Origin of the sequence: Chryseobacterium sp. PTM-20240506 (genome assembly GCF_048296755.1) — a bacterium.
In the GTDB taxonomy this organism is placed as follows: Bacteria; Bacteroidota; Bacteroidia; order Flavobacteriales; family Weeksellaceae; genus Chryseobacterium; species Chryseobacterium proteolyticum.
Genome location: NZ_CP182581.1, coordinates 4,848,643 through 4,875,239, shown reverse-complemented (window position 1 = coordinate 4,875,239; position 26,597 = coordinate 4,848,643). Strand labels below are relative to the sequence as shown.

Annotated in this window: 20 protein-coding genes; 6 read left to right on the top strand and 14 right to left on the bottom strand. The window is 36.8% G+C overall.

Annotated features, from left to right (window positions below):
* Window positions 1-732 (bottom strand): bifunctional demethylmenaquinone methyltransferase/2-methoxy-6-polyprenyl-1,4-benzoquinol methylase UbiE, encoded by a 732-nt coding sequence (gene ubiE, locus ACNFU2_RS21850; protein WP_172277668.1) that lies wholly within the window; start codon window positions 730-732, stop codon window positions 1-3.
* Window positions 729-1,298 (bottom strand): hypothetical protein, encoded by a 570-nt coding sequence (locus ACNFU2_RS21845; RefSeq protein ID WP_172277666.1) that lies wholly within the window; start codon window positions 1,296-1,298, stop codon window positions 729-731. The genes ubiE and ACNFU2_RS21845 overlap by 4 nt, the downstream gene beginning before the upstream one ends.
* 100 nt (window positions 1,299-1,398) lie before the next feature.
* Between ACNFU2_RS21845 and ACNFU2_RS21840 the strand changes: the two genes are divergently transcribed.
* Both ACNFU2_RS21840 and ACNFU2_RS21835 read left to right on the top strand, forming a co-directional pair.
* Complete coding sequence (locus ACNFU2_RS21840; RefSeq protein ID WP_172277664.1) at window positions 1,399-2,466, top strand: 3-oxoacyl-ACP synthase III family protein; 1,068 nt, start codon at window positions 1,399-1,401, stop codon at window positions 2,464-2,466.
* Between the two features lie 67 nt (window positions 2,467-2,533).
* A complete protein-coding gene (locus tag ACNFU2_RS21835) occupies window positions 2,534-3,739 on the top strand; it encodes a metallophosphoesterase (RefSeq protein WP_418123139.1) in 1,206 nt (401 codons plus the stop codon).
* 110 nt (window positions 3,740-3,849) lie between these two features.
* On the opposite strand, the gene ACNFU2_RS21830 is transcribed toward ACNFU2_RS21835, so the two are convergent.
* The 3 genes from ACNFU2_RS21830 to ACNFU2_RS21820 form a co-directional block, all read right to left on the bottom strand.
* A complete protein-coding gene (locus ACNFU2_RS21830) occupies window positions 3,850-4,602 on the bottom strand; it encodes a polysaccharide deacetylase family protein (RefSeq protein ID WP_273647476.1) in 753 nt (250 codons plus the stop codon).
* A gap of 84 nt (window positions 4,603-4,686) precedes the next feature.
* Complete coding sequence (locus ACNFU2_RS21825) at window positions 4,687-5,652, bottom strand: NAD-dependent epimerase/dehydratase family protein (protein WP_172277658.1); 966 nt, start codon at window positions 5,650-5,652, stop codon at window positions 4,687-4,689.
* A 106-nt stretch (window positions 5,653-5,758) separates the two neighbouring features.
* Window positions 5,759-8,605, bottom strand: coding sequence for a TonB-dependent receptor plug domain-containing protein (locus ACNFU2_RS21820; protein WP_273647475.1), 2,847 nt, complete (start codon window positions 8,603-8,605; stop codon window positions 5,759-5,761).
* A gap of 253 nt (window positions 8,606-8,858) precedes the next feature.
* Here ACNFU2_RS21820 and ggt point away from each other — a divergent pair, with 253 nt between their 5' ends.
* A complete protein-coding gene (ggt, locus tag ACNFU2_RS21815; RefSeq protein ID WP_306611503.1) occupies window positions 8,859-10,547 on the top strand; it encodes a gamma-glutamyltransferase in 1,689 nt (562 codons plus the stop codon).
* Window positions 10,548-10,684: 137 nt separating this feature from the next.
* Window positions 10,685-11,965 (top strand): dicarboxylate/amino acid:cation symporter, encoded by a 1,281-nt coding sequence (locus tag ACNFU2_RS21810; RefSeq protein WP_273647473.1) that lies wholly within the window; start codon window positions 10,685-10,687, stop codon window positions 11,963-11,965.
* Here ACNFU2_RS21810 and ACNFU2_RS21805 read toward each other — a convergent pair.
* The 6 genes from ACNFU2_RS21805 to gyrB form a co-directional block, all read right to left on the bottom strand.
* Complete coding sequence (locus ACNFU2_RS21805) at window positions 11,962-12,852, bottom strand: diacylglycerol/lipid kinase family protein (protein WP_373428004.1); 891 nt, start codon at window positions 12,850-12,852, stop codon at window positions 11,962-11,964. The two genes, ACNFU2_RS21810 and ACNFU2_RS21805, sit on opposite strands and share 4 nt — an antisense overlap.
* A 5-nt stretch (window positions 12,853-12,857) precedes the next feature.
* Window positions 12,858-13,679 carry an RsiV family protein gene (locus ACNFU2_RS21800; protein ID WP_172277650.1) on the bottom strand — a complete coding sequence of 274 codons (822 nt, stop codon included), beginning with the start codon at window positions 13,677-13,679 and terminating at the stop codon, window positions 12,858-12,860.
* Window positions 13,680-13,751: 72 nt separating this feature from the next.
* Complete coding sequence (locus ACNFU2_RS21795; RefSeq protein ID WP_273647472.1) at window positions 13,752-14,165, bottom strand: DUF5684 domain-containing protein; 414 nt, start codon at window positions 14,163-14,165, stop codon at window positions 13,752-13,754.
* Between the two features lie 65 nt (window positions 14,166-14,230).
* Window positions 14,231-16,159 carry a DUF3857 domain-containing protein gene (locus ACNFU2_RS21790; RefSeq protein ID WP_273647471.1) on the bottom strand — a complete coding sequence of 643 codons (1,929 nt, stop codon included), beginning with the start codon at window positions 16,157-16,159 and terminating at the stop codon, window positions 14,231-14,233.
* A gap of 2 nt (window positions 16,160-16,161) precedes the next feature.
* Window positions 16,162-18,054: a DUF3857 domain-containing protein gene (locus ACNFU2_RS21785; protein WP_273647470.1), complete on the bottom strand. Its 1,893-nt coding sequence runs from the start codon at window positions 18,052-18,054 to the stop codon at window positions 16,162-16,164.
* 118 nt (window positions 18,055-18,172) lie between these two features.
* Window positions 18,173-20,107, bottom strand: coding sequence for a DNA topoisomerase (ATP-hydrolyzing) subunit B (gene gyrB / locus ACNFU2_RS21780; protein WP_172277642.1), 1,935 nt, complete (start codon window positions 20,105-20,107; stop codon window positions 18,173-18,175).
* Window positions 20,108-20,334: 227 nt separating this feature from the next.
* On the opposite strand from gyrB, the gene ACNFU2_RS21775 reads away from it, so the two are divergent.
* Window positions 20,335-21,678 (top strand): cytochrome ubiquinol oxidase subunit I, encoded by a 1,344-nt coding sequence (locus ACNFU2_RS21775; RefSeq protein ID WP_172277640.1) that lies wholly within the window; start codon window positions 20,335-20,337, stop codon window positions 21,676-21,678.
* Entirely contained in the window at window positions 21,675-22,679 is a 1,005-nt protein-coding gene (locus ACNFU2_RS21770) for a cytochrome d ubiquinol oxidase subunit II (protein WP_172277638.1), read from the top strand. Before ACNFU2_RS21775 ends, ACNFU2_RS21770 begins: the two co-directional genes overlap by 4 nt.
* Window positions 22,680-22,682: 3 nt before the next feature.
* On the opposite strand, the gene ACNFU2_RS21765 is transcribed toward ACNFU2_RS21770, so the two are convergent.
* From ACNFU2_RS21765 to rlmF, 3 genes are all read right to left on the bottom strand, one after another.
* Complete coding sequence (locus ACNFU2_RS21765; protein ID WP_273647469.1) at window positions 22,683-23,504, bottom strand: OmpA family protein; 822 nt, start codon at window positions 23,502-23,504, stop codon at window positions 22,683-22,685.
* 347 nt (window positions 23,505-23,851) lie between these two features.
* Window positions 23,852-25,549 carry a lysine--tRNA ligase gene (gene lysS / locus ACNFU2_RS21760; protein ID WP_273647468.1) on the bottom strand — a complete coding sequence of 566 codons (1,698 nt, stop codon included), beginning with the start codon at window positions 25,547-25,549 and terminating at the stop codon, window positions 23,852-23,854.
* 110 nt (window positions 25,550-25,659) lie between these two features.
* Window positions 25,660-26,595 (bottom strand): 23S rRNA (adenine(1618)-N(6))-methyltransferase RlmF, encoded by a 936-nt coding sequence (gene rlmF / locus ACNFU2_RS21755; protein ID WP_273647467.1) that lies wholly within the window; start codon window positions 26,593-26,595, stop codon window positions 25,660-25,662.
* Window positions 26,596-26,597 lie beyond the last annotated feature (2 nt).

The following is a 26,597-nucleotide window of genomic DNA, read 5'->3' as shown; positions in this document are numbered from 1 at the left end:
TTACTTTGTTGCTTTATAAATTGTGGCTATACCTAAACTTAGTTTTTTATATTCTACTTTCTTAAATCCTGTATCTAAAAGAATTTGTCTCATCTTCTCCCCGTAAGGAAAAGCATTTACAGAATCCGGAAGGTATGTGTATGCCCTATTATCTTTAGAAACCAATTTCCCTATCGCAGGTAATATGTTTTTAAAATAAAACATATAAAATGGCCCCAAGAACCCCTCAACCTTTGAAAACTCAAGTATAAAAACACTTTTGTTATCTTTTACTACTCTTCTTAACTCTGCTAAACCTTTTGTAAGGTTTTCAAAATTCCTCACTCCAAATGCAACGGAAACAGAGTCGAATCTATTGTCCTCGAAGGGTAAATTTTCTGCATCCCCCTTCTGCATGGAAATTTTGCCGTCTAATTTAAGTTTTTTTATTTTAATAACGCCAACATTTAACATTTGTTGCGATAAATCCAAACCAACTACTTTTGCATTGGTTCCTTTTTCAATTGTAATGGCCAGATCCCCCGTTCCTGTAGCCACATCCAGCACTTCCTGAGGGTTGTCATTTTTCATCCATTTGACCAATTTATTTCTCCATATGATATCAATCTTCATTGATAAAACACGGTTTAAAAGATCATACTTGGGTGCAATATTGTCGAACATATCCTCTACCTGGCTTTTTTTTGTAGCATCAGAATTGTAGGGAGTTACTTGGTTGATATCTTTTGTCAAAACTTGTAATATTCTTTATAGTAATTAAGGTAATCTTGCTTTCTGAAAATCTTTGAACGGGATTCTACTTTGTCAATATTTTTAATGATCTTATCATAATCCTCATCTACATTATAATAAAAATCATCAGTAAACAGTTTATTGAAATGCTTCGCTCCGCCCAGATATTCTTTTCCGTCTATTACGGTTTTATTAAGCTCCAAAAGTAATGAATCTTTTTTAAGATTGTATCCATAATATTGGCGGTTAATATAATAATCCTGGTGAGCGATGTTCAATAACCCGCGAATTTTATTTACCTCAAAGGCAGAATCGTAAAGTATTTTTTTATTCTGATCGAAAACTTTAATAGAATTTTTTCCTTTATTCAAATCAACCTTCACCGACTGTCCTGCTGAAATAATTCCTTCAGAACCGTTATTAATTCTATAGTAATAGGTATTGGGAGTGGGGTTGTCTACTAAGTAATAATTTTTCTTAGCTAAAAAAAGGAAATAAATCCCAAAGGCAATGATAAACGCCACAACAGCAATAAGTAAGCCTTTTAAGGATGGATTATTTTTCATAGACTGTAAAGTACAATTTTTGCAAATTTAATAATATTTTTAATTCTTTCTTATTAAGATTAATTATTAACTTTGCGTTTTTAAAAAATCATTTAAACGAATGCCGAATACGATCATTATTGGTTCTGGATCTTACCTTCCTAAAAGGATTATCGGGAGAGACTTTTTTCTAGGTTCAGAATTCTATACAGAAGACGGGGTAAAGATTGACAAGCCTACTGAAGAAACGATTGCCAAGTTTGTAGAAATTACAGAAATAGAAAACAGAAGATTCATTGACGAAGATCTTTCAAACTCACAAATAGGTTACGAAGCTGCAAAGCTAGCCATTGCAGATGCTAAAATTGACGGTGAAGAACTGGATTATATTATTTATGCCAGTAATTTTGGAGAAGTTACTGTAAACGGATACGCTGATTTCATGCCTACAATGGCTGCCAGAGTAAAGAATAAACTGGGTATTACGAACAGAAAATGTGTAACCTATGACATGCTTTTCGGATGTCCGGGATGGGTGGAAGCAATGATCTTAGCAGATAATCTGATCAAAGCCAAAGCAGCAAAAACCATTTTAGTAATCGGTGCGGAAACTTTAAGCCGTGTTACAGATCCACACGACCGAAACAGAATGATTTTTGCAGACGGAGCCGGAGCTGTAGTAGTAAGAGCTACAGATGAGGAAAATGTAGGAATTATTGCACACAATACAATTTGCGATAATGGAATTGAATTGAACTACCTTGCCAACGGACCTTCGATCAATAAAGACTCTGATCAAACCCGCTTATTTGTAAGAATGCAGGGTAGAAAGATCTATGAATACGCATTAAAAAATGTTCCGGCAGCCATCAAAGAAACTATTGATGACGCTGGGCTTTCTATTGAGGATATCGACAAAATATTAATCCACCAGGCTAATGCAAAAATGGATTACGCTATGATCGAAAGACTTCACAAGCTTTATGATGTAAAAGATTATGATCATACTATCTCTCCAATGACCATTCAGGAGTTTGGAAATTCGTCTGTAGCAACCATTCCTACCATGTATGATTTAATAATTAAAGGAAAAATGGCTGGTCATTCGTTTAAAGAAAAAGGTAACGTTGTTATGACTTCGGTAGGTGCCGGAATGAACATCAATGCTATCGTTTATAAATTTCCTTAAGAATAAATAATTTAAAAATATTAAAAGCACAAAGGGAAATTTTCTTTTGTGCTTTTTTAATCTGATTATGCAAAAAAATTTTTTAATTATTGCCGCCATATTTCTGTTTTTGGAAATATACATTTATCAGGCGATAAGGACATTGGCGGATAATTCCTGGGTGAAAATCGGTTACTGTGTTTTATCATTAGCTATTTACGGGCTTTTCGCCTATGAGCTTGCCCATTTTCAGAAAGCAGACCGAAGTTCTGTAAGAATTCAATGGATGATATCCCTCTTTCTCATTTTCATCCTTCCCAAAATTTTCATTGTTCTGTTTTTATTGATCGATGATATTTTCAGGACCGGTACCTATATCCTTGGATTCCGAAACCCTGCAGAAAACTTTTTCCCGGAGAGAAGAAAGTTTTTAAGCTTAATGGGACTCGGTCTGGGAGGTGTACTTTCGGCACTTTTTATTGATGGAATTACATTTGGTAAGTACAGGCATAAAGTGAGAAAGGTTAAAGTAAAAATTGCTAATCTTCCTAAAAACTTCAAAGGTTATAAGGTCATACAGATCTCCGATGTCCACAGCGGAAGTTTCGCCGATCCAAGTAAATTAGAGCACGCCATTGAGCTGATTAATGAGCAAAAACCTGATCTGGTCTTATTTACTGGAGACATGGTCAATAATGTTTCTGAAGAGTTCAAACCATTTATACCCTTATTTTCAAAAATAACAGCCAAGGATGGCAAATTTGCAGTACTGGGAAACCATGATTACGGTGATTATGTTACCTGGACCTCTCTGGATGCCAAGAAAAAGAACCTGGAAACGCTTATTGACTATGAAAAACAGGCCGGATTTGACATGCTGAGAAATGAACACAGAATTATCGAAAAAGATGGTGAAAAGCTTTATATTCTGGGTGTAGAAAACTGGGGACTTAAACCGTTCCCTCAATTCGGAGATCTTGATAAGGCGATTGCAGGAGTGCCGGAATCAGCCGCAAAAATATTAATGAGCCACGACCCTACTCACTTTGATTCCATTGTAAAACAACACCCCGGAAATGTCCAGTTGACGTTATCAGGCCATACCCACGGAATGCAGTTCGGTCTTGATCTTAAAAACATCAAATGGTCACCAGTCCAATACCGTTATCCAAAATGGGCGGATATCTATGAGAGCGAAGGTAAATTCCTGTATGTAAACAGAGGGTTCGGAGTGCTTGGATATCCAGGGAGGGTTGGAGTTTTACCTGAAATCACACTTTTTGAGTTGAGTTAGAAGTTAGAAGTTAGAAGTTAGAAGTTAGAAGACAAAATTAGATCTTAGGTATCATTTCAATAAACTACTTAAGACATTTTTCAATTCGTGTGTTACTGTAAACTTTCTTATTAAAAAATATAATCTTTCATACGGGAAGTAGCCATTTCTTTCTCGTTGATCCAGGTAAGGAGGGCATTTAATTTGTCCTCCATTTTTTTTCCTGATGAAAAGCTTCTGTAAAAAGGAATATCAAAGGGATACGTCTTAAAATCCGTAAACTGCCAGGAATTAAGATAGATCAAAACAAATTCATCATTCTTTAATGTTTCAAAAACCATATTCTGGTAATATTTCATAGGCAATATCTGAAATACAAAATCATTGTAGGGTAATTGACTGTACGGCGAAATACTTTCCGGAACAATACTTAACCCATCTTCTTCTGTAATCTCAGTATCCCTTTTCAGCCTTTTGAACGGAAAAAGAATATTGGCATTATCGATATTGGAAACATAATTAAACTCAAGTAATTTCAAATTCTCCTGCGGAAGTTTTACATCTTTCTGGCGAATTCCCCGTATCTGTTTTCCAAAACATTCTTCTATATTTTTCTTAACTGCTTCGATTTCCTGAAGGGAAGAATTTTTATTATAAAAAGCAATTTCATGCCCACGGGTTGAAATTGCTTTTATAAGATGATGAAGTTTTTCAACGATGGAGACCTCAATAAAAAATGTGGCTTTCGTATCGTGAATATCCAAAATTCTGAGAATAGCTTTTGTATTATCAACTGTTATTTTTAAACGGTCATCGCCTGTAATCTGAGCATTAGTTTTAGTCTTTGCTTCAATATCAAGGATGTTAAAAGTTAATAATATCATTTAAACTTAATTTTATATAAATTTTATAATACATTAAAAATGAGACGTTAAAAACATTTTTAATTAAAGCTATACTTTAATTAGCTAATTTTTACCTAATTTTACTTTAAGATTCTTGATCATGTCTTTTGTCATTTCAGAAATTCCAAAATCATACGTCAGTCCCCAATCTTTTTTGGCGATTGAATCATCAATTGAAGCCGGCCATGAATCTGCAATTTCCTGTCTGAAATCAGGTTTATAATCGATCTCAAAATCCGGAATTTCTTTCTTGATTTCTTCTGCCAATTCTTTTGGAGTAAATGACATTCCACCTAAATTATAAGAAGAACGAACCGTTAAACTTTCTTTTGGAGCCTCCATTAATTTCAATGTCGCATTGATAGCATCATCCATATACAACATAGGCATCCCTGTATTTTCAGAAATAAAACTCGTATACTTCCCCTCCTCTATCGCTTCGTAAAAAATCTCTACCGCATAATCCGTAGTTCCTCCTCCTGCCGGAGTCTTCCATGAAATCAACCCCGGATAACGGATACTTCTCACATCCACTCCGTGTTTGTCAAAGTAATACTCACACCATTTTTCACCTGCCATTTTAGAAATACCATAAACGGTAGTAGGATTCAGGACTACATCCTGCTCAACATTTTCTTTTGGAATTCCTTTTCCGAATACTGCAATTGAACTTGGCCAAAAGATCTTTTTAAGCAATCCTTCTCTTGCCATTTCACAAAAATGAAGGAGAGGCTCCAGGTTTAGCTTCCATGCAAAAATAGGCTGCTTTTCTGAGGTTCCGGACAATAAAGAAGCTAAGTGATAGACAGTCGTGATATCATAATCTTTAATGATTTGTCTCACAAGCTGGGTGTTGGTAACATCCATTCTCTCATAATAGCCGGCTGATGTAATTCCCTTCTGCCATCTGTCGAGGCCTGAGGCTACAACATTTTCCGCTCCGTGGATCTCAACAAGTCTGTTGGTAAGTTCAGTTCCGATTTGCCCTAAAGCACCGGTAATCAGTATTTTTTCCGTATAGGATTCCATTTTTATTTCTTTTAGGTTTTGAATTTTACAAAAGTAAAAAAATCATGCTTATCATAATAAAAAAAGGTGCGTAAAAACACACCTTCAGAACATTGTCAGAAGTTCTCTAAAAACTAAAATTCAGCCTTGTAAAAAGAAATCTTCCATTCATCCCAAACTGCGAGACATTTCTGGAATATACAAACTGATTTTGATTAGAGAGATCAATTGTAGCGGGTGTATAAACAATATTTCCTGCAGCATCCACAGTAGGCCTCTGCACCGGCGTTGGCCCATAATTTTTATCAGGATAGATATCGAACAGGTTATTGGCACCAATCGTCAGGATAAAGCTCTTATTGAATTTAAAACCAACGGAAAGATCGGTTATTACCTTAGCACCCCAAACCGGATGTTCATTTTCAACAACACTGCCATTGATTATTTCATAGCCAATTTTACCATCTCCATTAACATCCATTGTATTAGGATCGGTCACCTTTCCAAAATATACATTTCTTAGTAAAACATTAAATCTACCAATCTCCAGGCCGTTATTAAGAGATGCTTTAAACCTCGGAACGGCTTCTTCTACATAGATGCGACTGGTCTCGGAATAATAACGATTGATCTGCCCTGCATTAATTAAAACATCAGAGCCGTGGATATTCCCTACCCTATTTGTTTTGGAAATAGTGACAGCCAGATCGGAATTTAGTGAAATGTTTGATGAGAATTTAGCACGGTGGGAAATAACACCCTCCAATCCTTTTGTCTGAGTATCAATAGCATTGGCGAAAAAAGTTGCCGCATTGGCATTAGCCTTATCAAACTCCCTTTGAAGGTTAAACAAAGGACTTCCGCCTGGATACGTCCCGCTTGGCCTCAAAAACTGGTCCGTTAAAACAACTCTGTTTTTAATTTTAATATAATATCCATCCACCGTAAATGTAAGGTTCGCATTAGGTATTTTAGCAGTAAAGCCGGCGGAATAGCTTACAGATTCCTCCTGTTTCAATTGTGGAATTCCTAAATTTTTTGCTATTTCAGAATCATTAGAGAATGTACCAACTTCATATGCTATACCACCCACAAATTGTGTAGATGTTGCGTTATAGTAAATCTGCTGCAAAGAAGGTGCACGAAATCCTGTAGAATGCGCAGCCCTAAGGTTAATCTGATTCGTTAGCTTATATCTCGTAGCAATTTTGTAGTTAAATGTAGATCCAAAGTCAGAATAATTCTCATATCTCACAGCACCGCTTATCAGCCATTTATCCGTAACATCAAGCTCAGTATCTATATAGCCCGCGACGGAACTTCTTCCCTTATTTAAGCTATTCGCTGGTCTGAATCCCGGAAATACCTGAGCTCCACCTGGTCTCACCGCACCAAAAAAATCAGTCGGTTTAAGATTAGCAGGTGTTGAAACATCCTGAACATTGCCATTAATATCATAGAGTGCCCAGGAATCCTGTTCTCCACTTTGAATTTTATACCTCTCAAATCTGGCCTCTCCCCCAAATGCAATATTAAACCCCTGAAGCCAGTCAACTTTTGTATCAAAATCCGCATTAACGGTATTCTGTGAAAAATTGAGTCCTCCAGCTTTAAATTCTGTTTTACTCGGATAAAGCATAGAAGCATTCGCCGTATTTTTAATGGTATAATCGAAAGTATTCCGACCGTATGTGTTGCTTATATCATAATTAATATTTCCTATTTTACCTTTAAGACCTGTTGCCAGGGAAAGATCTATAACATCAGAAGCGATTTCAGGCAGGAAACCATTGGGATAAATAGAAGTAGAAGCCCTACTCTCATAAGGCCTGCGGAAAAAACCTCCCGCATTGCCACTTCTATAGGAAATCCCCCCAAAAGCATATCCTTTTACGGAAGAAGCAAGATCAAATTCAGAATTCATGAAAAATTGCCCCGATGTCAACCTGGACTGTCCTACTCTCATATTAAAATCGTTTCTCGCAAGCCCTCTGTATGCCATTTCATTTTCTGAAACATCAGTTTTTAAAAGTGTTTGAAGCTGAGAAATACTATTGGCATTCTGAATCTCAGTTTGAAAAGCGGGACTAAAATAATTTACATTTTGAGCATATTGATGAATATAATCAATAATCTGTTGGGAATTGGGAGTGTTCCCGATATTTCCGAAAAGGGAGGAAATATTGACACCGTTCTCCAGCGCCCTTTGTTCGATAGCATTATAGGCATTAAAAATCTGCCCGGTAGCAGCATTGGCTCTTCGTGTCTCTTCCCGCTTCATTAAACTTGCCGTAAAATTGATGAATCCATTCTTTCCTATAGCTGTACCATAATTAAGGTCTAATTGATATTTACCTCCATCCCAGCCTCCGCTGTGGTCATTGGATCCTTTGGAATTAAATCCCCCTGCTGTAATTGCCGAAGTAAATGCATTGGTATTCTTCTTCATGATAACATTAATCACCCCCGCAATAGCATCGGAACCATATTGTGCAGAAGCTCCATCTCTCAAGACTTCCAGACGTTCTATAGCAAATGCAGGCAATGCATTCAGATCGGTTCCCACAGAACCTCTTCCGGGAGAACCATTTACATTAACCAGCGAAGAGGTATGTCTTCTTTTACCATTAAGCAAAACCAATACCTGGTCGGGACCCAACCCTCTCAACTGAGCCGGATCAATATGATCCGTACCGTCTGCAACTGTGGTTGAATTTGAGGTAAACGAAGGAGCTGCATAATTCAGAATCTGGTTGAGATCCATCTGCGGAGTGATAACAGACTGTGAGCTGATATTGATAACATCTACAGGTACAGGCGTATCCGTTGCTACTCTTGCTTTGTTTCTGGACCCTAAGGTAATTTTGATTTCTTCTATATTCTTCGTTTTTGTAGAATCGGTTTGTGCATGGGCATAAACGGAAACAAAAAATAATGCAGCGAGAGAAGCTGCCTTCTGGTAATTTTTGATCATACGGTTGTTTTTTTTCCAAAAGTAATGAATTATCTTTTAAAAACAATTTAAACGCAAACAAAAACCAGTTTTATTAAATTATAATTATTTAAAACGAATAAAAATTAAACAAAACAAACATCATATGTCGTTTTAATAAAAATAACACAATGTATAATTAATCCTTCAGCTGATCAATTATACATATAGACCTGAAAAAGAAATATTTCATTTAAAAATATATAATTTTGCTATCAATAAAAAGCAAAATGGTATGAAGAACCTATTATTCGCCGCCGTGTTTTTAAGCACAAACCTGTACTGGAGTCAGTATACAGATTTTAATATCGTAAAAGAAGTTAAGGTAAAAAACAAAGGAGTTGTTGTTTCTGCCCATCCGCTAGCAAGTGAAGCAGGAGCAAAAATCATGAAGCAAGGAGGAAATGCTTATGATGCTGTCATAGCCACTCAATATGCATTAGCCGTGGTTTATCCTCAGGCAGGAAATATAGGCGGTGGCGGATTTTTAGTGGGTGTAAAAAATAATGGTGAAAAATTTACGATCGATTATAGAGAAACAGCTCCAAGGAATGCATCGAGAGATATGTACGTCGACAAAACAGGAAAAGCCAGTACAGACCTTTCGCAGAACGGCAGATTAGCTGTAGGAATCCCTGGTAGTATTGCAGGCTTTTTTGCTACCCTAAAATATTGCAACCTTCCCATGGAAAAAATTATTCAGCCAGCCATAGATCTCGCTGAGAAAGGGTTTGCTATTACAGAAAAAGAAGCTGATATGCTTAACACCCACAAGGTAAATTTCCAAAAACACAATCAATCACCAATTCCTTTTGTAAAAGACACCCCGTGGAAAGCGGGTGATATTTTGGTTCAGAAAGAATTGGCTGAGACTTTAAAACTTATTCAGAAACAAGGAGCAAAAGGATTTTATGAAGGTAAAACCGCAGCCCTTATTGTTTCTGAAATGAAAAGAGGAAACGGAATTATCACTTCTGAAGATTTAAAAAACTATAAGGTTGCCCAGAGAAAAGCTCTTGAATTTGATTACAAAGGAAATAATGTTGTTTCCATGCCCTTACCGTCCAGTGGTGGAGTTCTTTTAGCCCAGATGCTGAGAATGGCAAGTTTTGAAAATTTAGAAAAATATCAGCTGAATTCTACTCCTGCCGTACAGATCATGGTAGAAGCCGAAAGAAGAGCCTATGCTGACCGTGCAGAATATATGGGGGATCCGGATTTTATAGGAGATAAGACCTCTTATCTTATCTCTGATGATTATTTGAAAAAGAGATGGAAAAGCTTTAGTTTTTCTAAGGCCACGCCTAGCTCTGAGGTTGGAAAGATCATAAAGCAACCTAAAGAATCAACACAAACGACCCACATTTCAGTAATTGATAAGGATGGAAATGCTGCATCTGTAACCACTACCCTTAACGGGTATTACGGAAGTAAAGTGGTTGTGTCCGGAGCAGGATTCTTTTTAAATAATGAGATGGATGACTTTTCTATCAAACCGGGAGTTCCGAATATGTTTGGGGCTGTAGGCGGGGAAGCCAATTCTATTCAACCGAATAAGAGGATGCTCTCATCCATGACTCCTACCATACTCTTAAAAAACGGAAAACCTTTTATGGTAGTAGGAACACCGGGCGGAACAACAATTCCGACATCAGTATATCAATCCATCGTAGATGTTGTTGATTTTAAATTGAACGCCAATATTTCCGTAAACGCACCTAAATTCCATCACCAATGGCTTCCAGAAACCGTATCTGTGGAAAACAATTTTCCGGAATCAACAATTTCTGAATTAAAGGCTAAAAATTATGTTATCGAAAAAGTAAAACAGATCGGAAAAACAGAAATGATCGTTATTGATGAGAATGGAAACATACATGCAGTAGCGGACGGACGTGGTGACGACTCTGTCGCAACAGAATAACTTCTGGTTACCTATTTGTAATTTTCAACTAAATATTTAAAGGACGAAAAAAGGAAAAGATCATTTTTTCATGACATCTATCATGATTCCTGATATTTTTTCTTACTTTTCGTCCTTTAAATTAAAAAACACCCCCATTGAAAGCAAAAAAAATCTATCAGCAGCTCTATTTTCAGGTAATCATCGCCATCATTGCAGGTATACTTCTGGGAAGGTTCTATCCCGAACTGGGAGAGAAAATGAAGCCTTTAGGCGATGGCTTTATCAAACTTGTAAAAATGATTATTGCTCCGGTAATTTTTATTACGCTTACATTAGGAATTGCCCATATGACCGACCTGAAAAAGGTAGGGAGAATTGCAGTAAAGGCAATGATCTATTTCTTTACTTTTTCAACATTAGCTTTAATCATCGGACTAATCGTCGGTAACATCCTTCAACCCGGCACAGGCTTGAATATTGATCCGGCCTCGCTTTCTGGAGATATTTCCCAGTATCAGCAAAAAGCCCACGAATCCACACTTACGGGTTTTATGATGAATATTATTCCTGAAACCCTTTTCAGTCCCCTGGTCGGTGAAAATATTCTTCAGGTCTTATTGGTCGCTATTTTAATGGGAGTTGCACTTGTATTGACAAAAGAAAAAAGCCAAAGGATAACCAACTTTCTGCAGGATCTTTCAACACCTGTTTTTAAAATCGTGCATATGCTTATGAAACTTGCTCCCATCGGAGCTTTCGGGGCAATGGCTTTTACCATCGGAAAATATGGTCTTCATTCAGTTCTCAATCTTCTGTTCCTGGTAGGGACATTTTATATCACCTCATTACTATTTGTTGTTTTGGTACTGGGTGCTGTTGCCTGGTATAATGGTTTCAGCATTTTTAAGCTGATGTTTTATCTTAAAGAGGAGCTTCTTTTAGTTCTGGGAACCAGCTCTTCAGAATCCGCATTACCGGGAATTATGGAAAAGCTTGAAAAAGCAGGATGCTCCAAAGCTATCGTAGGATTGGTGGTTCCCACCGGCTATTCTTTCAACCTCGATGGCACTAATATTTACATGACACTGGCTTCATTGTTCATAGCACAAGCCCTGAATATTCATCTGCCACTGGAAAAACAATTAATGCTACTCCTTGTCGCTATGCTAAGTTCTAAAGGTGCAGCGGGCGTAACAGGAGCCGGATTTGTAACTTTAGCAGCTACATTGGCTGTAGTTCCGGAGATTCCGATCGCAGGAATGACACTGATCCTGGGAATCGATAAATTCATGAGCGAGTGCCGGGCATTGACCAACGTTATAGGAAATTCCGTAGCCACTGTAGTGGTTGCAAATTGGGAAAAACAACTGGATAAAGAACAGCTCCATTACTCCCTGAACCATCCACAAGAAGTAGAAAAGAAGTTAGAGGCTTAAATTAGAATCGTCAGACTGGCAGGAAGCACCTTAATATGGATCGGGGATTTTATTTTATTAAATTCACCGTCCAGGTGCCAGTTTTTGGTATTGACACTGAACTCGATTTCTGAAACCGGAAGATAGGTCACATAATCATCATCTTTCAGTTTTTTGGTAAACATCCTGTATGCAAATAATGCAGAATAGGTTAATGGAAATTTCTTAACCAAAACCATATCTACCAATCCGTCACTTTTACTCGCGTGCGGAGCAATATATGCATTATTTCCAAACTGACGGGTATTAGCAATATTCAGCATCAGATATCTGCCGTTATATTGCTGGTAAGCTTCATCAACAAATTTAACCTTAATGGGTTTATAATTAAAAAAGGTTTTAAGGGAAACCTTGATGTAATTTTTGAAACCCCTGTCCGTCTTTTCAAATTCTTTTACCACCTTGCCATCAAATCCTGTTCCTGAAACATTGATGGAAAGTCTTTCATTTACGGTAAAAGTGTCAATTTTTCTGGATTTTTTCGCCTTTAGCTTATCCAGTAGCTCATCTAGATTTTTGCTGAATTGGGTTTCGTTCGAGAATCCGTTTCCTGAACCTGCCGGAAAAATAGCTAAAATTTTAGGTGTATTAATCAACTTCCTTGCTACTGTAGAAATAGTGCCATCCCCTCCTATTGCAACAAAAATTTCTATTTCATTGAAGTGCTCTTCAATAAAATCATCTGTTCCCTGAATGGATTCTGAAATATAGTAAAGGGGATTTTCCACCTTTTTTTTCAACTCATTGAGAAATGGCTGATAATTCCTTTTGGCAGAAAACGGGTTGATGATAAAAGCTACTTTTTCCATTACAGCAAAAATAAAAAATGCTTCCTGATTTGGAAGCATTATTCTTATTTAATTTTCATTCTTTCTTTAAACTCGGGCTTAAGCGTCCCTTTAAGATCCTCCCATGATACGGGGATTGTGATGTCTCCAGCTGCGAAAGCTGCAATTTCGTATGGACTATAATGGAAATACAGGTTCTTATCATCAAAGTAGAAATTGCTACTTGCAGGAATTACTTCTACCAGGAGCATATCAGAATTTTTCACCTCTCCTTTCTCATCGGTCGTTCCACTATTCATCTTATTGATATTCTTCATCAGAATTCCCTCAATTTGTTTTTTAGGCATGGTGGTAATATCAGCCAACTGTACTTTCTTATTGTTTTTCAGGTCAAACACCCGCTCGGAAAACCCGTAATTATCGTGGGCTCCCCCTTCATACGCACTGTAAACATATTCAATGTGCATATAATCATTGGTTGTGGATTTCAGATTCATATAGTTACTGGTATACCATTCCTGAGGAAATGATACTCCAAGATCCTTCGCCTCCTTCTTGATAGAATTGAAATATTCTGCCTTTTCTCTTTCCAGGTAGGACTGAATCCCGTTTTTAGAAAAATCTGTTGCCCCTTTATTGATAAAATAGATGCTGTCCAGGAGCTTTTGGTCTTTCAAAGAAGGAAATACTAAAAGTTTCGAAGTATATTTTACAGTTAAAGAATCATTGACCTTCGTAGAGTCGCTAACTTTTACTGAATCGACTACAAATTTTTCGGACTGATTCACTTCTGTTTTTTCTGTCGATGAATCCTTTTTTTCATTCTTTTTACACGCTGCAAGAGCAAAGAACGAGGAAAGCAAAATAGCTGCAATTGTATTTTTCATATTCTATATTTGTGATGTCAATACAAAAACCATTCACAAAATGAATGGTTTTGTAAATTATAATGAATTTTTTTAGTTCGCCGGTATTTTCTGGCTTTCAAATTGATCATTCCCAAAAGCTAAAACAGGAATGAATATAAATCCTAAGAAGAATAAAAGAATCGTGTATAAAGGCGTTTCTTTGCTAAATCCTTTGGCAAGACTATCATTAACCATCCATGATGCAAACAGGTTAACAAACGGAATAAAAAATAAAATAATCCACCAAGCCGGTTTCTTTACAATATCAAGCAAAACGATGATGTTATAAATAGGAATGAAAGCCGCCCATGCATCTTGGCGCCCTGCTTTCTGAAATATTTTATACATACAATATCCATAGAACAGATATATAATCAGATAAAAGAATAACATTCCGATTCCAATTCCGGCCGCTGCCGCAGAATCCATCCCATCGTAAGGATCTGTTTGTAAAAGAGTTAACATATTATTAATTTTTATTGGTTTGCTCAAATATAACGAAAAAGCTTCTATAAATAGAAGCTTTTAATTTATTTTTTAATTAAACTTATCACCTGATTTTCACTTTTTGAAGCTACTCCCCAAATCTGTTTAAATGCGGGATAATAATCTTTAGGATAATCCGGACTGCTTACTTTGGTCTTTGAGGTGACCTCCAGTTTATTTCCTTTTTGCTCTGCAACATAGCTGTATTCGATCTCCTTATCATCCGTTATTATCTTTTTATTTTTTGGCATTTCTTCAATAACATAACCTTCGGGAATTTCGAAAATGATTTTTTTTGTTCTTGTGTAGGCTGATATAAAATCTATGGGATATTTTCTTTCATCTGTCTGATCAAATTCATTGGAGTTTTTATTAAGAAACAGCATAGGATTAATGATCATTTTTTTCCCTATTCTATCGATCAGGTTTTCTGATGTAAATTTCATCGTACTTTCAAAATCACCATTTTCTAGAACTTTTGAGTTAATATCCGTAAAATCAATAGCAAAGTTTTCCTTGTACTGCTTTTTGTATTTATCCATATTCTCGTCATAACTTTCTTTGGCAAACATCGCATAGCTACCTGTATCTTTGTCGGAATAAGTTCCGGAAATACTTCCATCTTCATTGATCTTAGCCTCAGCCGTAAGGTAAGTAAAACTTGGTTGTGCATTGGTCATAGATAATTCCTGTACTTTTTCCTTTGGAGCCAGGATCCCAAATTGATTCCAATCTCTTGGAGGCAGCATATCCCTTGAAGATTGCTTGGATGTAGCATCATATAAATGATATTGGTCTTTAATTTTAACGGCTGCCAGGACAAAGTTTAAATTCGAGACATTCGGAGATGCAATATTGATCATTCCGTTACTAACAGTAGAGATCAATAACGGATCTGCCTTTAACCCTGCTTCTCTAAGCATCATGATTAAAAAAAGATTGATCTCCGCAGCGTTTCCGGTTTTTGTTTCGAGAAGTTTTTTTATTCCATCTTCTGTCCTTACTCCCGAATATTTATTCCAGGTAAAGGCCTTTTGGACATATTTAAAAATAGCATCCGCCTTATCCATATCTGTAAGCCCTGAAATTCCTGAAGGCATATTTTCTTTCGCCAATTTTGTTCTTTTCAGTTCTCCACCAAAATCTTCATTCTCATATAATCTTTCTTTGATCTTCTCCCAGGATGATGAATACAACTTCAGTTCTTTAAAATTGGTGGAATGCAATTCCGCACTGATCTTCGTTCTGTAATTCCTATCATTTTTTATGAATTTCTCCGTTTTAAAACCTTTAAGGTTTTCATACCCGAAACGATAGGTTCTGTAATTGGAGCCATACAGAAGCTTTTCCTCAACCTGCTTGTATTTAGGACTTAAAGAGCCTGTATAATTTATATTATACGATATATTGGAAGGAGCATCCAAAATATATTCAGTATATAATGATGGTGTATCAGATTCTATCAATATTTCCGGAATGGAATACAAGAACGGAGAAGTGATCTCATACTGGTATTCAATAACAGAACCGTTTTTTACATTAGGAAAAGCAAATTTGGTAACCGATATATACTTATTTTCTTTACTCTTGTACTTTGAACTTTTATCTACTTTAGTCGTGACCACATTTCCGTTTTCAAGGTTATAGGTGTAAGCCTTCATTTTAGATAAGCTTTCCTGGCTGCTGCCATCCTGATAAAGGGGCACTTCAAGATTAAGCCAGTCTTCGGCTTTTTCTTTATCATAAATCTTCACCCTGTAGAAGGCTCTTTTCTGCAAAGTACCATTATTGGAATCTATATTAAAAGACACTGATTTATACAAAATTTCCGCCGGAGCATTTTCGTCCAGCAATGATTTTTGCTTTGATAAATCGGTATCATTAAATTTAGGTGGGTTGAGAAATTCCTGTTTTTGGGCTTTGAGGCAAACAATACTGATTGAACTCAAAACGACGAATATAATTTTTTTCATGCTTAGATTTTAGTTATTAGAATTTTAGAATTGTCCATATTTACAGTTTTCTTTCGGAATTTGATATAATCATTGTATTTTTCTTTAGGATACGTTCCTTTATTTACATGAATAGTCCTGGTAACGGTAAGCTCTTGTCCATTCTTGATAAAGTTAAGCTGATAGGTTCCAAATTCAGACGGAAGTTTTACATCCTCAGGAACTTCATCGATCTTATAATTTTTAGGAATTTCAAATGTAATCTTATATTCATCTTCAAAAGACTGCATGATCTCAAACGGCAATTCCCTTTTATCATCTGCTTTATAATTATTATCAGAAAAGATAGGTACCGCTCGGAATACCATACTGCTTCCGGCATTCTTGGAATAGTTATTAGCCTTAAAATCAAGATTATATTTTATAACTGCATTATCCCTGTCATTAATAAAATCTTTCATTTCAATATTTTCAAAATGTAAAATATTTAAAAGGCTTTTTACTGATTCATTTTTTTCCTTAGGAGATAATGTGGCAAATCTTAAGTTATAATCATATTGACTGCCTGTAAAAGCAAACTCTCCTTTTCCTGCAATACTATTATCTTCATTAAGCTTAATTTTAAGGATTTGCTTTTCTTTATTTTGTTCTGCAGAATATGAAGGAGTATCCATCACTTCAATTCCATCCTTTTTAACCAAAAGAACATTTCGGTCCGTTGTACTGTAGCTCAAATGGTTAAAAGCAATCTGCTGGGATGTATTTTCCAGCCATATGTTTCCCTTTTCAGTAGGCACCATTAAGATAACATGGTTCCCTCCCATTTTTGGAAAATCTTTATCGAAAGACACCGGTGAAGAGCCGGAGTTGATGGTGCAATAGTACGATGGAATTCCCGCTTCATCAAGTAAGGTCTTCATATAATTGGATAACCCTTTACAGTCGCCATATCCTTTTTTCTGTACTTCATCCGGCATCATAGGCTGCCATCCCCCAATTCCCAGCGCAACAAATATATATCGGGTTTTACCCTGCATATACTGATACAGTTTTCTCACCTTTTCTTCTGTGGACCCCTGTAAATTAAGTGCTGCAACATCAGCTTTTATAGAGGGCGTGGAAACAGATACAGGTTGCAAAATGCTATTATAATACCAGGATCCGAAATCTTTCCAGCTCGTAATACTTCCCTGCTTTCCTTCCAGATTGAATTTTGCCAGTGAAAAACTCACTTTAGGTAAGATCTTAAGTGGTGAAGGAAGTAAAGAAACATCTTCTATTGCAGGAACATTTTTATATGAATATACTTTTTCTGCCCCATTACTGCTTTCTGCAACCGTAGTATAATTGTACTTCGAAGGATAAGTTTTTGTACGGAGCTCAATACCTGAATTATTAAGAATCTTAAACTGGCTTTCCTCCAATGCTACATTGGTGCCTGAAAAAGGTACAAAATCCGGTATGAAAATAGTGTTTTCATTAGTGATCTGGTACGAAAACTCGAGTGTATAAGGATATTGGGTCGGAGTATAAGCCAATGATAAATATCTGCTATCCGAATAAAAGACTCCCTGGGAATTGTTAGCAAAGTCTCCGAAATCCGATTTGGAATAAGACTTTATTTTTTTACCGGATTCGTCATACACTGTAACTTTTACGTCAGAAATATGATCTCCTTTGTCATATGGAATATAAGCATGAGCCTGGGAATCCCCGTCTTTATTTAAAACCGTAGTTACGGTATTTATCTGATATTTTACCTCATCTATCTTGTTGATCTGGATCGTGGTAAAATCTTTTCGGATCACCGCATTGGCATCCTTCTTTAAATTCTCCGGGATTGCTGACACCGGATAGCTTTGGGCGTAGTAAAGAGAAGCAATACAAACGGCACCAACTGTTAAGATTTTCATCATTGTTTTAAAAAATTTAACAAAAGTAATGAAATCTTAATAAATGTTAAAATTTAATTTTCGAAGACAAAAAAAGGCTCCAAAACGGAGCCTTTTTCATTATATTTTTTAGAAAAATAAATTATGCATCAATTTTAGCATATTTTGCATTTTTCTCAATAAACTCTCTTCTTGGCGGAACTTCATCTCCCATCAACATAGAGAAAACACTATCTGCTTCTACAGCATTGTCAATAGTTACCTGTTTCAATATTCTATGCTCAGGATTTAAGGTCGTTTCCCAAAGCTGCTCAGGATTCATTTCCCCAAGACCTTTGTAACGTTGTACCTCTACTCCTTTTCCATCCGGAGACATATCCAGAGTAAATTCCTCACGCTCTTTTTCATTATAGGCATATACTTTTTTGTTACCTTTCTTCAATAAATATAAAGGCGGTTGAGCGATATAGATATAACCATTTTCAATCAATTCTTTCATATATCTGAAGAAGAATGTCAGAATCAATGTAGAAATGTGGGAACCGTCAATATCGGCATCGGTCATGATGACAATCTTATGATATCTCAGTTTCGCCATATTCAACGCCTTACTGTCTTCTTCCGTTCCTACAGAAACCCCAAGAGCTGTGTAAATATTTTTAATTTCCTCATTATCATAAACTTTATGAAGCATAGACTTTTCAACGTTCAAAATTTTACCTCTTAATGGAAGGATAGCCTGGAAATGTCTGTCACGTCCTTGTTTTGCAGTACCTCCTGCGGAATCTCCCTCAACAAGGAATATTTCAGATTCTTCAGGACTTTTAGAAGAACAGTCGGACAATTTCCCAGGAAGTCCGGAACCTCCCATCGGAGATTTTCTCTGAACCATTTCACGGGCTTTTTTCGCAGCCTGTCTTGCTTTTGCTGCTAAAACAACCTTCTGAACGATAATTTTAGCTTCGTTAGGATTTTCTTCTAAGAAGTTCGTAAGCATTTCCCCCACAATTTTATCAACTGCTCCGGAAACTTCGGAATTACCCAATTTTGTTTTAGTTTGCCCTTCAAACTGCGGTTCCATTACTTTTACGGAAACCACGGCTGTAAGACCTTCACGGAAGTCATCTCCCGTAATTTCTACCTTTTCTTTCTGAGGGATCCCCAGATCATCGGCATATTTCTTTAAGGTCCTCGTTAATGCACGTCTGAAACCCGCAAGGTGTGTTCCCCCTTCATGGGTATTGATATTATTAACGTAAGAGTGAAGATTCTCATTAAATGAAGTATTGTAACGCATTGCCACTTCAACCGGAATATCATCTCTTTCGCCCTCCATGAAGATTACATTCTCCATAATGGCCTCACGGCTTCCGTCAATGTAGGCAACAAATTCCTTTAAACCGCCTTCGGAATGAAAGACTTCTGATTTGAAAGAACCATCTTCCAGAGTCTCTCTTTCATCGGTAAGGGTAATGGTAATACCTTTATTAAGATAAGAAAGCTCTCGTAAACGGCTTGCTAACGTATCATAGTTATATACTAATTCAGTGAAAATGGTATCATCAGGCTGGAAGAACTGCTTAGTTCCTCTTTTGTCACTATTCCCTATTTCTTCAACTCCCGTTTGTGCTTTTCCTTTGGAATATACCTGCTGGTAAACGTTTCCGTCTCTGTATACGGTTGTAATCATTTCATTGGAAAGTGCATTCACACAAGATACCCCAACACCATGAAGACCTCCGGAAACCTTATAGGAATCTTTATCGAACTTACCTCCTGCTCCGATCTTCGTCATTACAACTTCAAGAGCAGATTTTTGTTCTTTTTCGTGGAAGTCAACCGGAATACCTCTACCGTTATCCATTACTTCGATTCCGTTTCCTTCTTTAATGCTAACGAAAATGGTATCGCAGTATCCTGCTAACGCTTCGTCAATAGAGTTATCTACTACTTCATAAACCAAATGATGGAGACCTCTTACTCCTACATCACCAATGTACATTGAAGGACGCATACGAACGTGCTCCATTCCTTCCAATGCCTGAATACTACTAGCTGTATATTGTTTCTGACTCATATCAAATTATTAAACTTTGCCAATTGCAAAGACCTACAAATATCGTGATTTTTTTCGAGATATGAAAGTTAAAATATGTCAAAAAAGATGGAGTTTTCAACACGAATCAAAGGCATTTTTATCTTAAAAAAATACAAAGTTATATTGCATTTCAATAATATCAACTGTTTTAAATCATGTATTCTTCTATAATTAATGCTTAAATTTATTTACTCAAAATTGATATTATGGACGATTTCATTGCAGCCCGTGCCCAGATGGCCATGTCCCTCGGCTTCCACATTATATTTTCGTGTGTAGGTATGGTTATGCCATTTTTAATGGCCTTTGCCCACTGGAAATACCTTAAAACAAAAAACGAAGTATATAAGGGACTTACAAAAGCATGGAGCAAAGGAGTCGCCATTCTTTTTGCAACAGGAGCTGTTTCCGGAACTATGCTTTCTTTTGAATTGGGACTTCTTTGGCCACAGTTCATGAAACACGCCGGCCCCATCTTCGGAATGCCTTTTTCTCTTGAAGGAACAGCATTTTTTATCGAAGCAATTGCTATCGGTTTTTTTCTTTACGGATGGGATAAGTTCAACAAATGGTTTCACTGGTTCTGTGGATTTTTAGTCGGACTCAGTGGATTGGCTTCCGGCATCCTTGTCGTTGCAGCCAATGCGTGGATGAACTCTCCCGCAGGCTTTGATTATATCAACGGACAATATGTAAATATAGATCCTATCAAAGCGATGTTTAATGAAGCCTGGTTTCCACAGGCATTGCATATGACGGTAGCTGCATTTTGTGCAACCGGTTTTGCCGTTGCAGGAGTTCATGCTTTTTTAATTATGCGAAAAAGAAATGTGGAATTTCACACCAAAGCATTTAGAATTGCTGCAGGTTTTGCCCTCATAGGAGCTTTCGGAGCTCCCTTAAGTGGTGATATCGCTGCTAAATCAGTTGCAGAAAGACAGCCTATAAAATTGGCTGCAATGGAAGCTCATTTTAAAACAGAAAAGGGAGCTTCTTTTGTGATCGGAGGAATTCCGGATGAAAAGAAAGGCGAAATCAAATATGCATTAAAAATCCCTAAATTATTAAGTTTTCTCGTCAGTAATGATTTTAATGCTGAAGTAAAGGGATTGAATGATTTCAGCAGAGATGAATGGCCTCCTGTTGCCGTTGTCCACTACTCTTTCCAGATCATGATCTTCTTTGGTGTCATAATGATCTGCATAGGTTCTCTATATGTCTATTCGCTATTCTTTAAAAAAGAATGGCTGAGCAAGAACTGGCTGCTGAAAACATTTCTGATCGCCACTCCTTTTGGATATATAGCATTGGAAGCAGGCTGGACTGTAACAGAAGTAGGCCGCCAGCCCTGGATAATTTATGGTATTATGCGGACTGTAGATGCTGTAACGCCTATGCCGGGCATCCAGTATTCCTTCTATTTCTTCACCGCAATTTTTGTTTCCCTGTCATTGATTTTAATATTTCTTCTCAAAAGACAAATCCAAATGGTTCCGAAATTATATGACCCTACAGATATTCAGTTTAACGCTAAAAATACAAAATCATGATCTACGTTGTTATAGGCTTTCTTTGGCTGTCAATTTGCCTGTATGTAATCTTGGGAGGAGCTGATTTTGGCGCAGGGATCGTGGAGTTATTCACCAATAAAAAATCCCGTCATAAAACAGAGGAGATTATGTATGAATCAATCGCTCCGGTTTGGGAAGCGAATCATATGTGGGTGATTATTGCTATTGTGATCCTGTTTGTAGGATTTCCTGAAATTTACACAACGATGTCCACTTACCTGCATATTCCGTTAGTTCTTATGCTTGTAGGAATTATTGCAAGAGGTACCGCTTTTACATTCAGGCATTATGATGCGGTGAAAGATGACTGGCAGTTTTTATATACTCACATTTTTTATTATGCAAGCCTTCTCACTCCTTTTTTCTTAGGGCTGATTGCGGCAGCTACAGTTTCCCAATCCATTAATCCGGACGCCACCACATTTCTGGATCTCTATATTTTCAGCTGGCTGAATTGGTTCGGAGTGACCGTTGGTTTATTTACAGTGGCCCTCTGTGCCTATCTTGCTTCAATATTTTCTCTTAGGGAAACCAAGGATCGTGTGCAACTTAATCTGATGATCAGAAAATCCAAACAAACGATGATCTTTGTAGTGATCACCGGAGCTCTGGTTTTTCTTTCAGCGTATCTTTCGGGCATTCCTCTAGTTACCTGGGTTTTCTCCAAACCTTTGGGAATTATGGCAATTGCCTTTGCAACGATAGCACTGTTATTGATTTTCCGGGCTATGAAACAACGGAAGCTCCTTCCCGTTCGTGCCTTAGCAGGATTCCAGGTTATTATGATCCTGGTGGCCGCAACGTATCAGCATAACCCTGATATCATATTATTAGGGAATGGGCAGCATCTTTCATTATTAGAACATGTAGCAGCTCCGAAAACGATTTCTGCTTTAGCGTGGGCATTAATGTTAGGATCTTTATTTATTCTGCCGTTTTTATTTTACCTGATGGCTTCATTCAGTAAACTAAGGAAGTAAGGATTATTTTTTAAGTAAAACAATTTCAACCCTCCTATTCATAATCCGGTCCGCTTCCGTTTGTTCGGGATAAGCAACCGGATTAAGATGTCCTTGTCCGCTTGCTTTTATACGGCTGGAATCTATACCTTGCATCTGGAGGAATTCCTTTATAGAATTAGCCCTTGTATGTGAAAGATTAAAAGTACCCAAATCAAGATCTTCACCATCAAAATTATTATAATCACAGCAAATATGCCCCTGTAATTCTACCTGCATAGCCGGATTATCTCTTAGTATTTTAAGCAGCTTAAGAATTGTTTCATTCCCAACCGGGAGCCAGACATGACGGCCGCCAATAAAATTAACATTAGGAAGAGAATATGTATTTTGAACTTTCAGCTCAGCAACACTCAGATCTACAAAACTTGGAGGAACTTTTCGTAGAATTTTTTCTCCCTTAGCCCATTCTCTGTCTATAAAAATATCTACTCTTCTGTTTTTCTTCCGTAATTCTTCTGAACTATTATCATTGATCTGTTTTCCCTCACCGAGACCTACAACATTTTCAATTGTAATATGAGTTTTAATTTTCTCCTGCAGGTATTTTTTAACTGCATTTGCACGGTTTTCAGACAATATTTTATTGTAATGTATGCTTCCCGTAGAATCACAATTTCCAAAAATCCTGAATCTTAAATTGCCTTTTAACTGAGCCAAACTATCTAATTTCTTTTGGGATTGCTTATCAAGTTTATAGTCATCATGCACAAAGTAAACAGATTCAATCATTTGCGACTTAATGACAAGACATTGTAACAGAAAAAATAAAACAAAAATTTTCATCGAAATTGAGTTTTATATGGAACGGAAAATAACAATTTATAGTTTGTAGCAAAAAAAATCCTGAAGTATCTTCAGGATTTTTGTGCGTAAGCGGGATCCGATCCCTAACCTTAACTATTCATTGACTTTAACTTAGAATAAAAAATATGACTCACGCAATTAAGGTTTTTATCGCACCGTTTTTTATTATTTCCATAAGCTTTGTTTTTGTTGTTTGATACTCATTTTTAATTGTAGGAAAGAAATCTTTTATAAAATCATATAAAACGCCAAGCACAAATTTTATAAGTAAGTCAAAGCCTTCTAAGCTTAAGCCAGTTAAACTTAAAAATGAATGAATTTCTTATTTATACTAGTTTCATTAAAACCTGCTCATCAACTTTTTCTACTTTGACTAAATTATTCTTAGTTAGAGTCTTAGATGCTTTATCCCATTTTTTACCGGATAACTGACTTCTTTCTTTAACTTCTGCTAAAGAGAATGCTTCTTCCTGAGAGTTTAAAATTTCAAGAATTACTTTCTCATCTTCTCCCAATTCAATCTGAGGAACTGTTTTTTCAGGTCTCATCTGAGGGAAGAATAATACTTCCTGGATGGATGCATTATCCGTTAAGAACATGATCAATCTGTCCATACCAATTCCTAATCCGGAAGTTGGAGGCATTCCGTATTCCAAAGCTCTAAGGAAATCCTGGTCGATAAACATCGCTTCATCATCACCTCTTTCAGAAAGAGCCATCTGCGCTTCGAAACGTTCTCTCTGATCAATAGGGTCATTTAACTCAGAATAAGCATTAGCTATTTCCTTTCCGCAAACCATCAACTCAAAACGCTCTGTTAAGCCTTCTTTGCTTCTGTGTTTTTTAGTTAAAGGAGACATTTCGATCGGATAATCGGTAATGAAAGTTGGCTGAATGAAATTTCCTTCACATTTTTCTCCGAAGATCTCATCAATTAATTTCCCTTTACCCATTGTTTCATTAACCTCAATCCCAATAGATTTAGCAAAATCAAACAATTCCTTTTCAGTTTTTCCTGTGATATCGAATCCTGTATATTTCTGGATCGCTTCAGTCATTGAAACTCTAGGATAAGGTGCTTTCCAATTTATCTTATGCTCTCCGAAAGTAGATTCGGCATTTCCATTAACCTGAGTAGCACAGAATTCCAATAGCTTTTCTGTGAAATCCATCATCCAGTTGTAATCCTTGTAAGCCACATAAATTTCCATCGCTGTAAATTCCGGATTATGTGTTCTGTCCATTCCCTCATTTCTGAAGTTTTTGGAAAACTCATATACCCCATCAAATCCTCCAACGATCAATCTTTTAAGATAAAGCTCGTTTGCAATTCTTAAATATAATGGAATATCCAAGGCGTTATGGTGTGTAATGAACGGTTTTGCCGCAGCTCCTCCCGGAATGGATTGAAGAATCGGAGTTTCAACTTCAAAATATCCTGCATCATTAAAGAAGGTTCTCATGGCATTGAACAATTTTGTTCTCTTCACAAAAATTTCTTTAATATGCGGGTTGACGGTTAAATCAACATAACGTTGTCTGTATCTTAGTTCAGGATCATTAAATCCATCATGTATTACTCCATTCTCATCCGTTTTGGATTGTGGTAGCGGACGTAAAGATTTCGTAAGGAGAGTAAAATTCTTTACCAGTACAGTTTTCTCCCCTACTTGTGTGGTAAAAAGCTCCCCTTCTATACCGATAATATCCCCGATATCTAAAAGGTGTTTGTACACTTCATTATACAAAGTTTTATCTTCTCCTGTACAGATCTCATCTCTGTTGAAATATACCTGAATTTTACCTGTAGAATCCTGCAATTCAGCAAAAGAAGCCTTCCCTTGAATTCTTCGGGACATCAATCTACCAGCAATCTTCACCTGTTTACTCTCAGAAAAATCCTGTTTTATAGATTCTGTTGTATCTGTAATTTTGTATTCATCTGCCGGGAACGCGTTGATCCCCATTTCAACAAGCTTATTAAGCTTTTCTCTTCTAATGATTTCTTGTTCTGATAATTGCATTTCTTATTTTTCTAAAAGCCTACAAATTTAGGTATTTTTGAGTTGACTGTCAATGACTTTTCCCAGAAATATATTTATTTCTGTAAAAATGCGGTTAAAGAGAGGTTTGCTTACGGGAACCAGCCTTTTCTGTCTTGTTGAGGGATAAATGTCCAGGCCAGAATTCTGCTTATTTTTTGGCCCTGAGCCATATCGATGGTTTTGAACTCTACTGTCTTACTCTTTTTCAGGAGTGTGGTAAGTGGATACAGATTATCTTTTTTGGAAACCAGACAGGTAAACCACAGGACCTGCGAAGCGAATAAACTGCTTTCATGTATCATCCTGGTAATAAAAGCAAGCTCCCCACCTTCGCACCATAATTCCGATTGTTGTCCTCCAAAATTGAGTAAAGGCTTCTTAACTCTGGATTGACGGAGATTTTTAGTCTTTCTGAGATTTCCTTTTATGGCAGATTCTTCAGAGTCATGAAAAGGAGGATTACACATTGAAAACATAAATCTGTCTCCTTCTAGAAGCATATTCCTGAATATACAGTCAGAAGCCGGCTGATGCTTCAAATGAATAAAAGATGACAGATCCGGGTTATTGTCGAGAATACGTTGTGCATTTTGCAACGAGTCTTTATTAATATCTGTTCCCGTCATTGTCCATCCGTAAGACCTGTGAGCAATTAAAGGATACACGAGATTAGCTCCTACACCTATATCGATACCATCTATTGAAGAGCTTTCAGGGATTTCACCGGATCCGGATTCAAGAGCCAGTAAATCAGCAATGTAATGAATATAATCTGCTCTTCCGGGAATCGGAGGGCATAAATTATTTTCAGGAATATCCCAGTTCCGGATATGGTAAAAATGTTGTAAAAGGGCTTTGTTGAGTAGTTTTACCGCCTTTGGAAGGCTGAAGTTGATCGTTAATGTTTGGTGTGCATTAACAAAAACATAGTGCTTCAGTTCTGGCACACAAGAAATGAGCTGATCAAAATCATAGGGATCACGATGAAGATTTCTTGTGTGCAGACTGGATTTTTCAGCAGACATAT

Excerpts from the sequence above, each read along its gene's own strand:
- ACNFU2_RS21845 (WP_172277666.1), bottom strand. The coding sequence starts at position 1,298 with ATGAAAAATAATCCATCCTTAAAAGGCTTACTTATTGCTGTTGTGGCG.
- ACNFU2_RS21840 (WP_172277664.1), top strand. The coding sequence starts at position 1,399 with ATGCCGAATACGATCATTATTGGTTCTGGATCTTACCTTCCTAAAAGG.
- ACNFU2_RS21835 (WP_418123139.1), top strand. The coding sequence starts at position 2,534 with ATGCAAAAAAATTTTTTAATTATTGCCGCCATATTTCTGTTTTTGGAA.
- ACNFU2_RS21830 (WP_273647476.1), bottom strand. The coding sequence starts at position 4,602 with ATGATATTATTAACTTTTAACATCCTTGATATTGAAGCAAAGACTAAA.
- ACNFU2_RS21825 (WP_172277658.1), bottom strand. The coding sequence starts at position 5,652 with ATGGAATCCTATACGGAAAAAATACTGATTACCGGTGCTTTAGGGCAA.
- ACNFU2_RS21820 (WP_273647475.1), bottom strand. The coding sequence starts at position 8,605 with ATGATCAAAAATTACCAGAAGGCAGCTTCTCTCGCTGCATTATTTTTT.
- ggt (WP_306611503.1), top strand. The coding sequence starts at position 8,859 with ATGAAGAACCTATTATTCGCCGCCGTGTTTTTAAGCACAAACCTGTAC.
- ACNFU2_RS21805 (WP_373428004.1), bottom strand. The coding sequence starts at position 12,852 with ATGCTTCCAAATCAGGAAGCATTTTTTATTTTTGCTGTAATGGAAAAA.
- ACNFU2_RS21800 (WP_172277650.1), bottom strand. The coding sequence starts at position 13,679 with ATGAAAAATACAATTGCAGCTATTTTGCTTTCCTCGTTCTTTGCTCTT.
- ACNFU2_RS21795 (WP_273647472.1), bottom strand. The coding sequence starts at position 14,165 with ATGTTAACTCTTTTACAAACAGATCCTTACGATGGGATGGATTCTGCG.
- ACNFU2_RS21790 (WP_273647471.1), bottom strand. The coding sequence starts at position 16,159 with ATGAAAAAAATTATATTCGTCGTTTTGAGTTCAATCAGTATTGTTTGC.
- ACNFU2_RS21785 (WP_273647470.1), bottom strand. The coding sequence starts at position 18,054 with ATGATGAAAATCTTAACAGTTGGTGCCGTTTGTATTGCTTCTCTTTAC.
- gyrB (WP_172277642.1), bottom strand. The coding sequence starts at position 20,107 with ATGAGTCAGAAACAATATACAGCTAGTAGTATTCAGGCATTGGAAGGA.
- ACNFU2_RS21775 (WP_172277640.1), top strand. The coding sequence starts at position 20,335 with ATGGACGATTTCATTGCAGCCCGTGCCCAGATGGCCATGTCCCTCGGC.
- ACNFU2_RS21770 (WP_172277638.1), top strand. The coding sequence starts at position 21,675 with ATGATCTACGTTGTTATAGGCTTTCTTTGGCTGTCAATTTGCCTGTAT.
- ACNFU2_RS21765 (WP_273647469.1), bottom strand. The coding sequence starts at position 23,504 with ATGAAAATTTTTGTTTTATTTTTTCTGTTACAATGTCTTGTCATTAAG.
- lysS (WP_273647468.1), bottom strand. The coding sequence starts at position 25,549 with ATGCAATTATCAGAACAAGAAATCATTAGAAGAGAAAAGCTTAATAAG.
- rlmF (WP_273647467.1), bottom strand. The coding sequence starts at position 26,595 with ATGTCTGCTGAAAAATCCAGTCTGCACACAAGAAATCTTCATCGTGAT.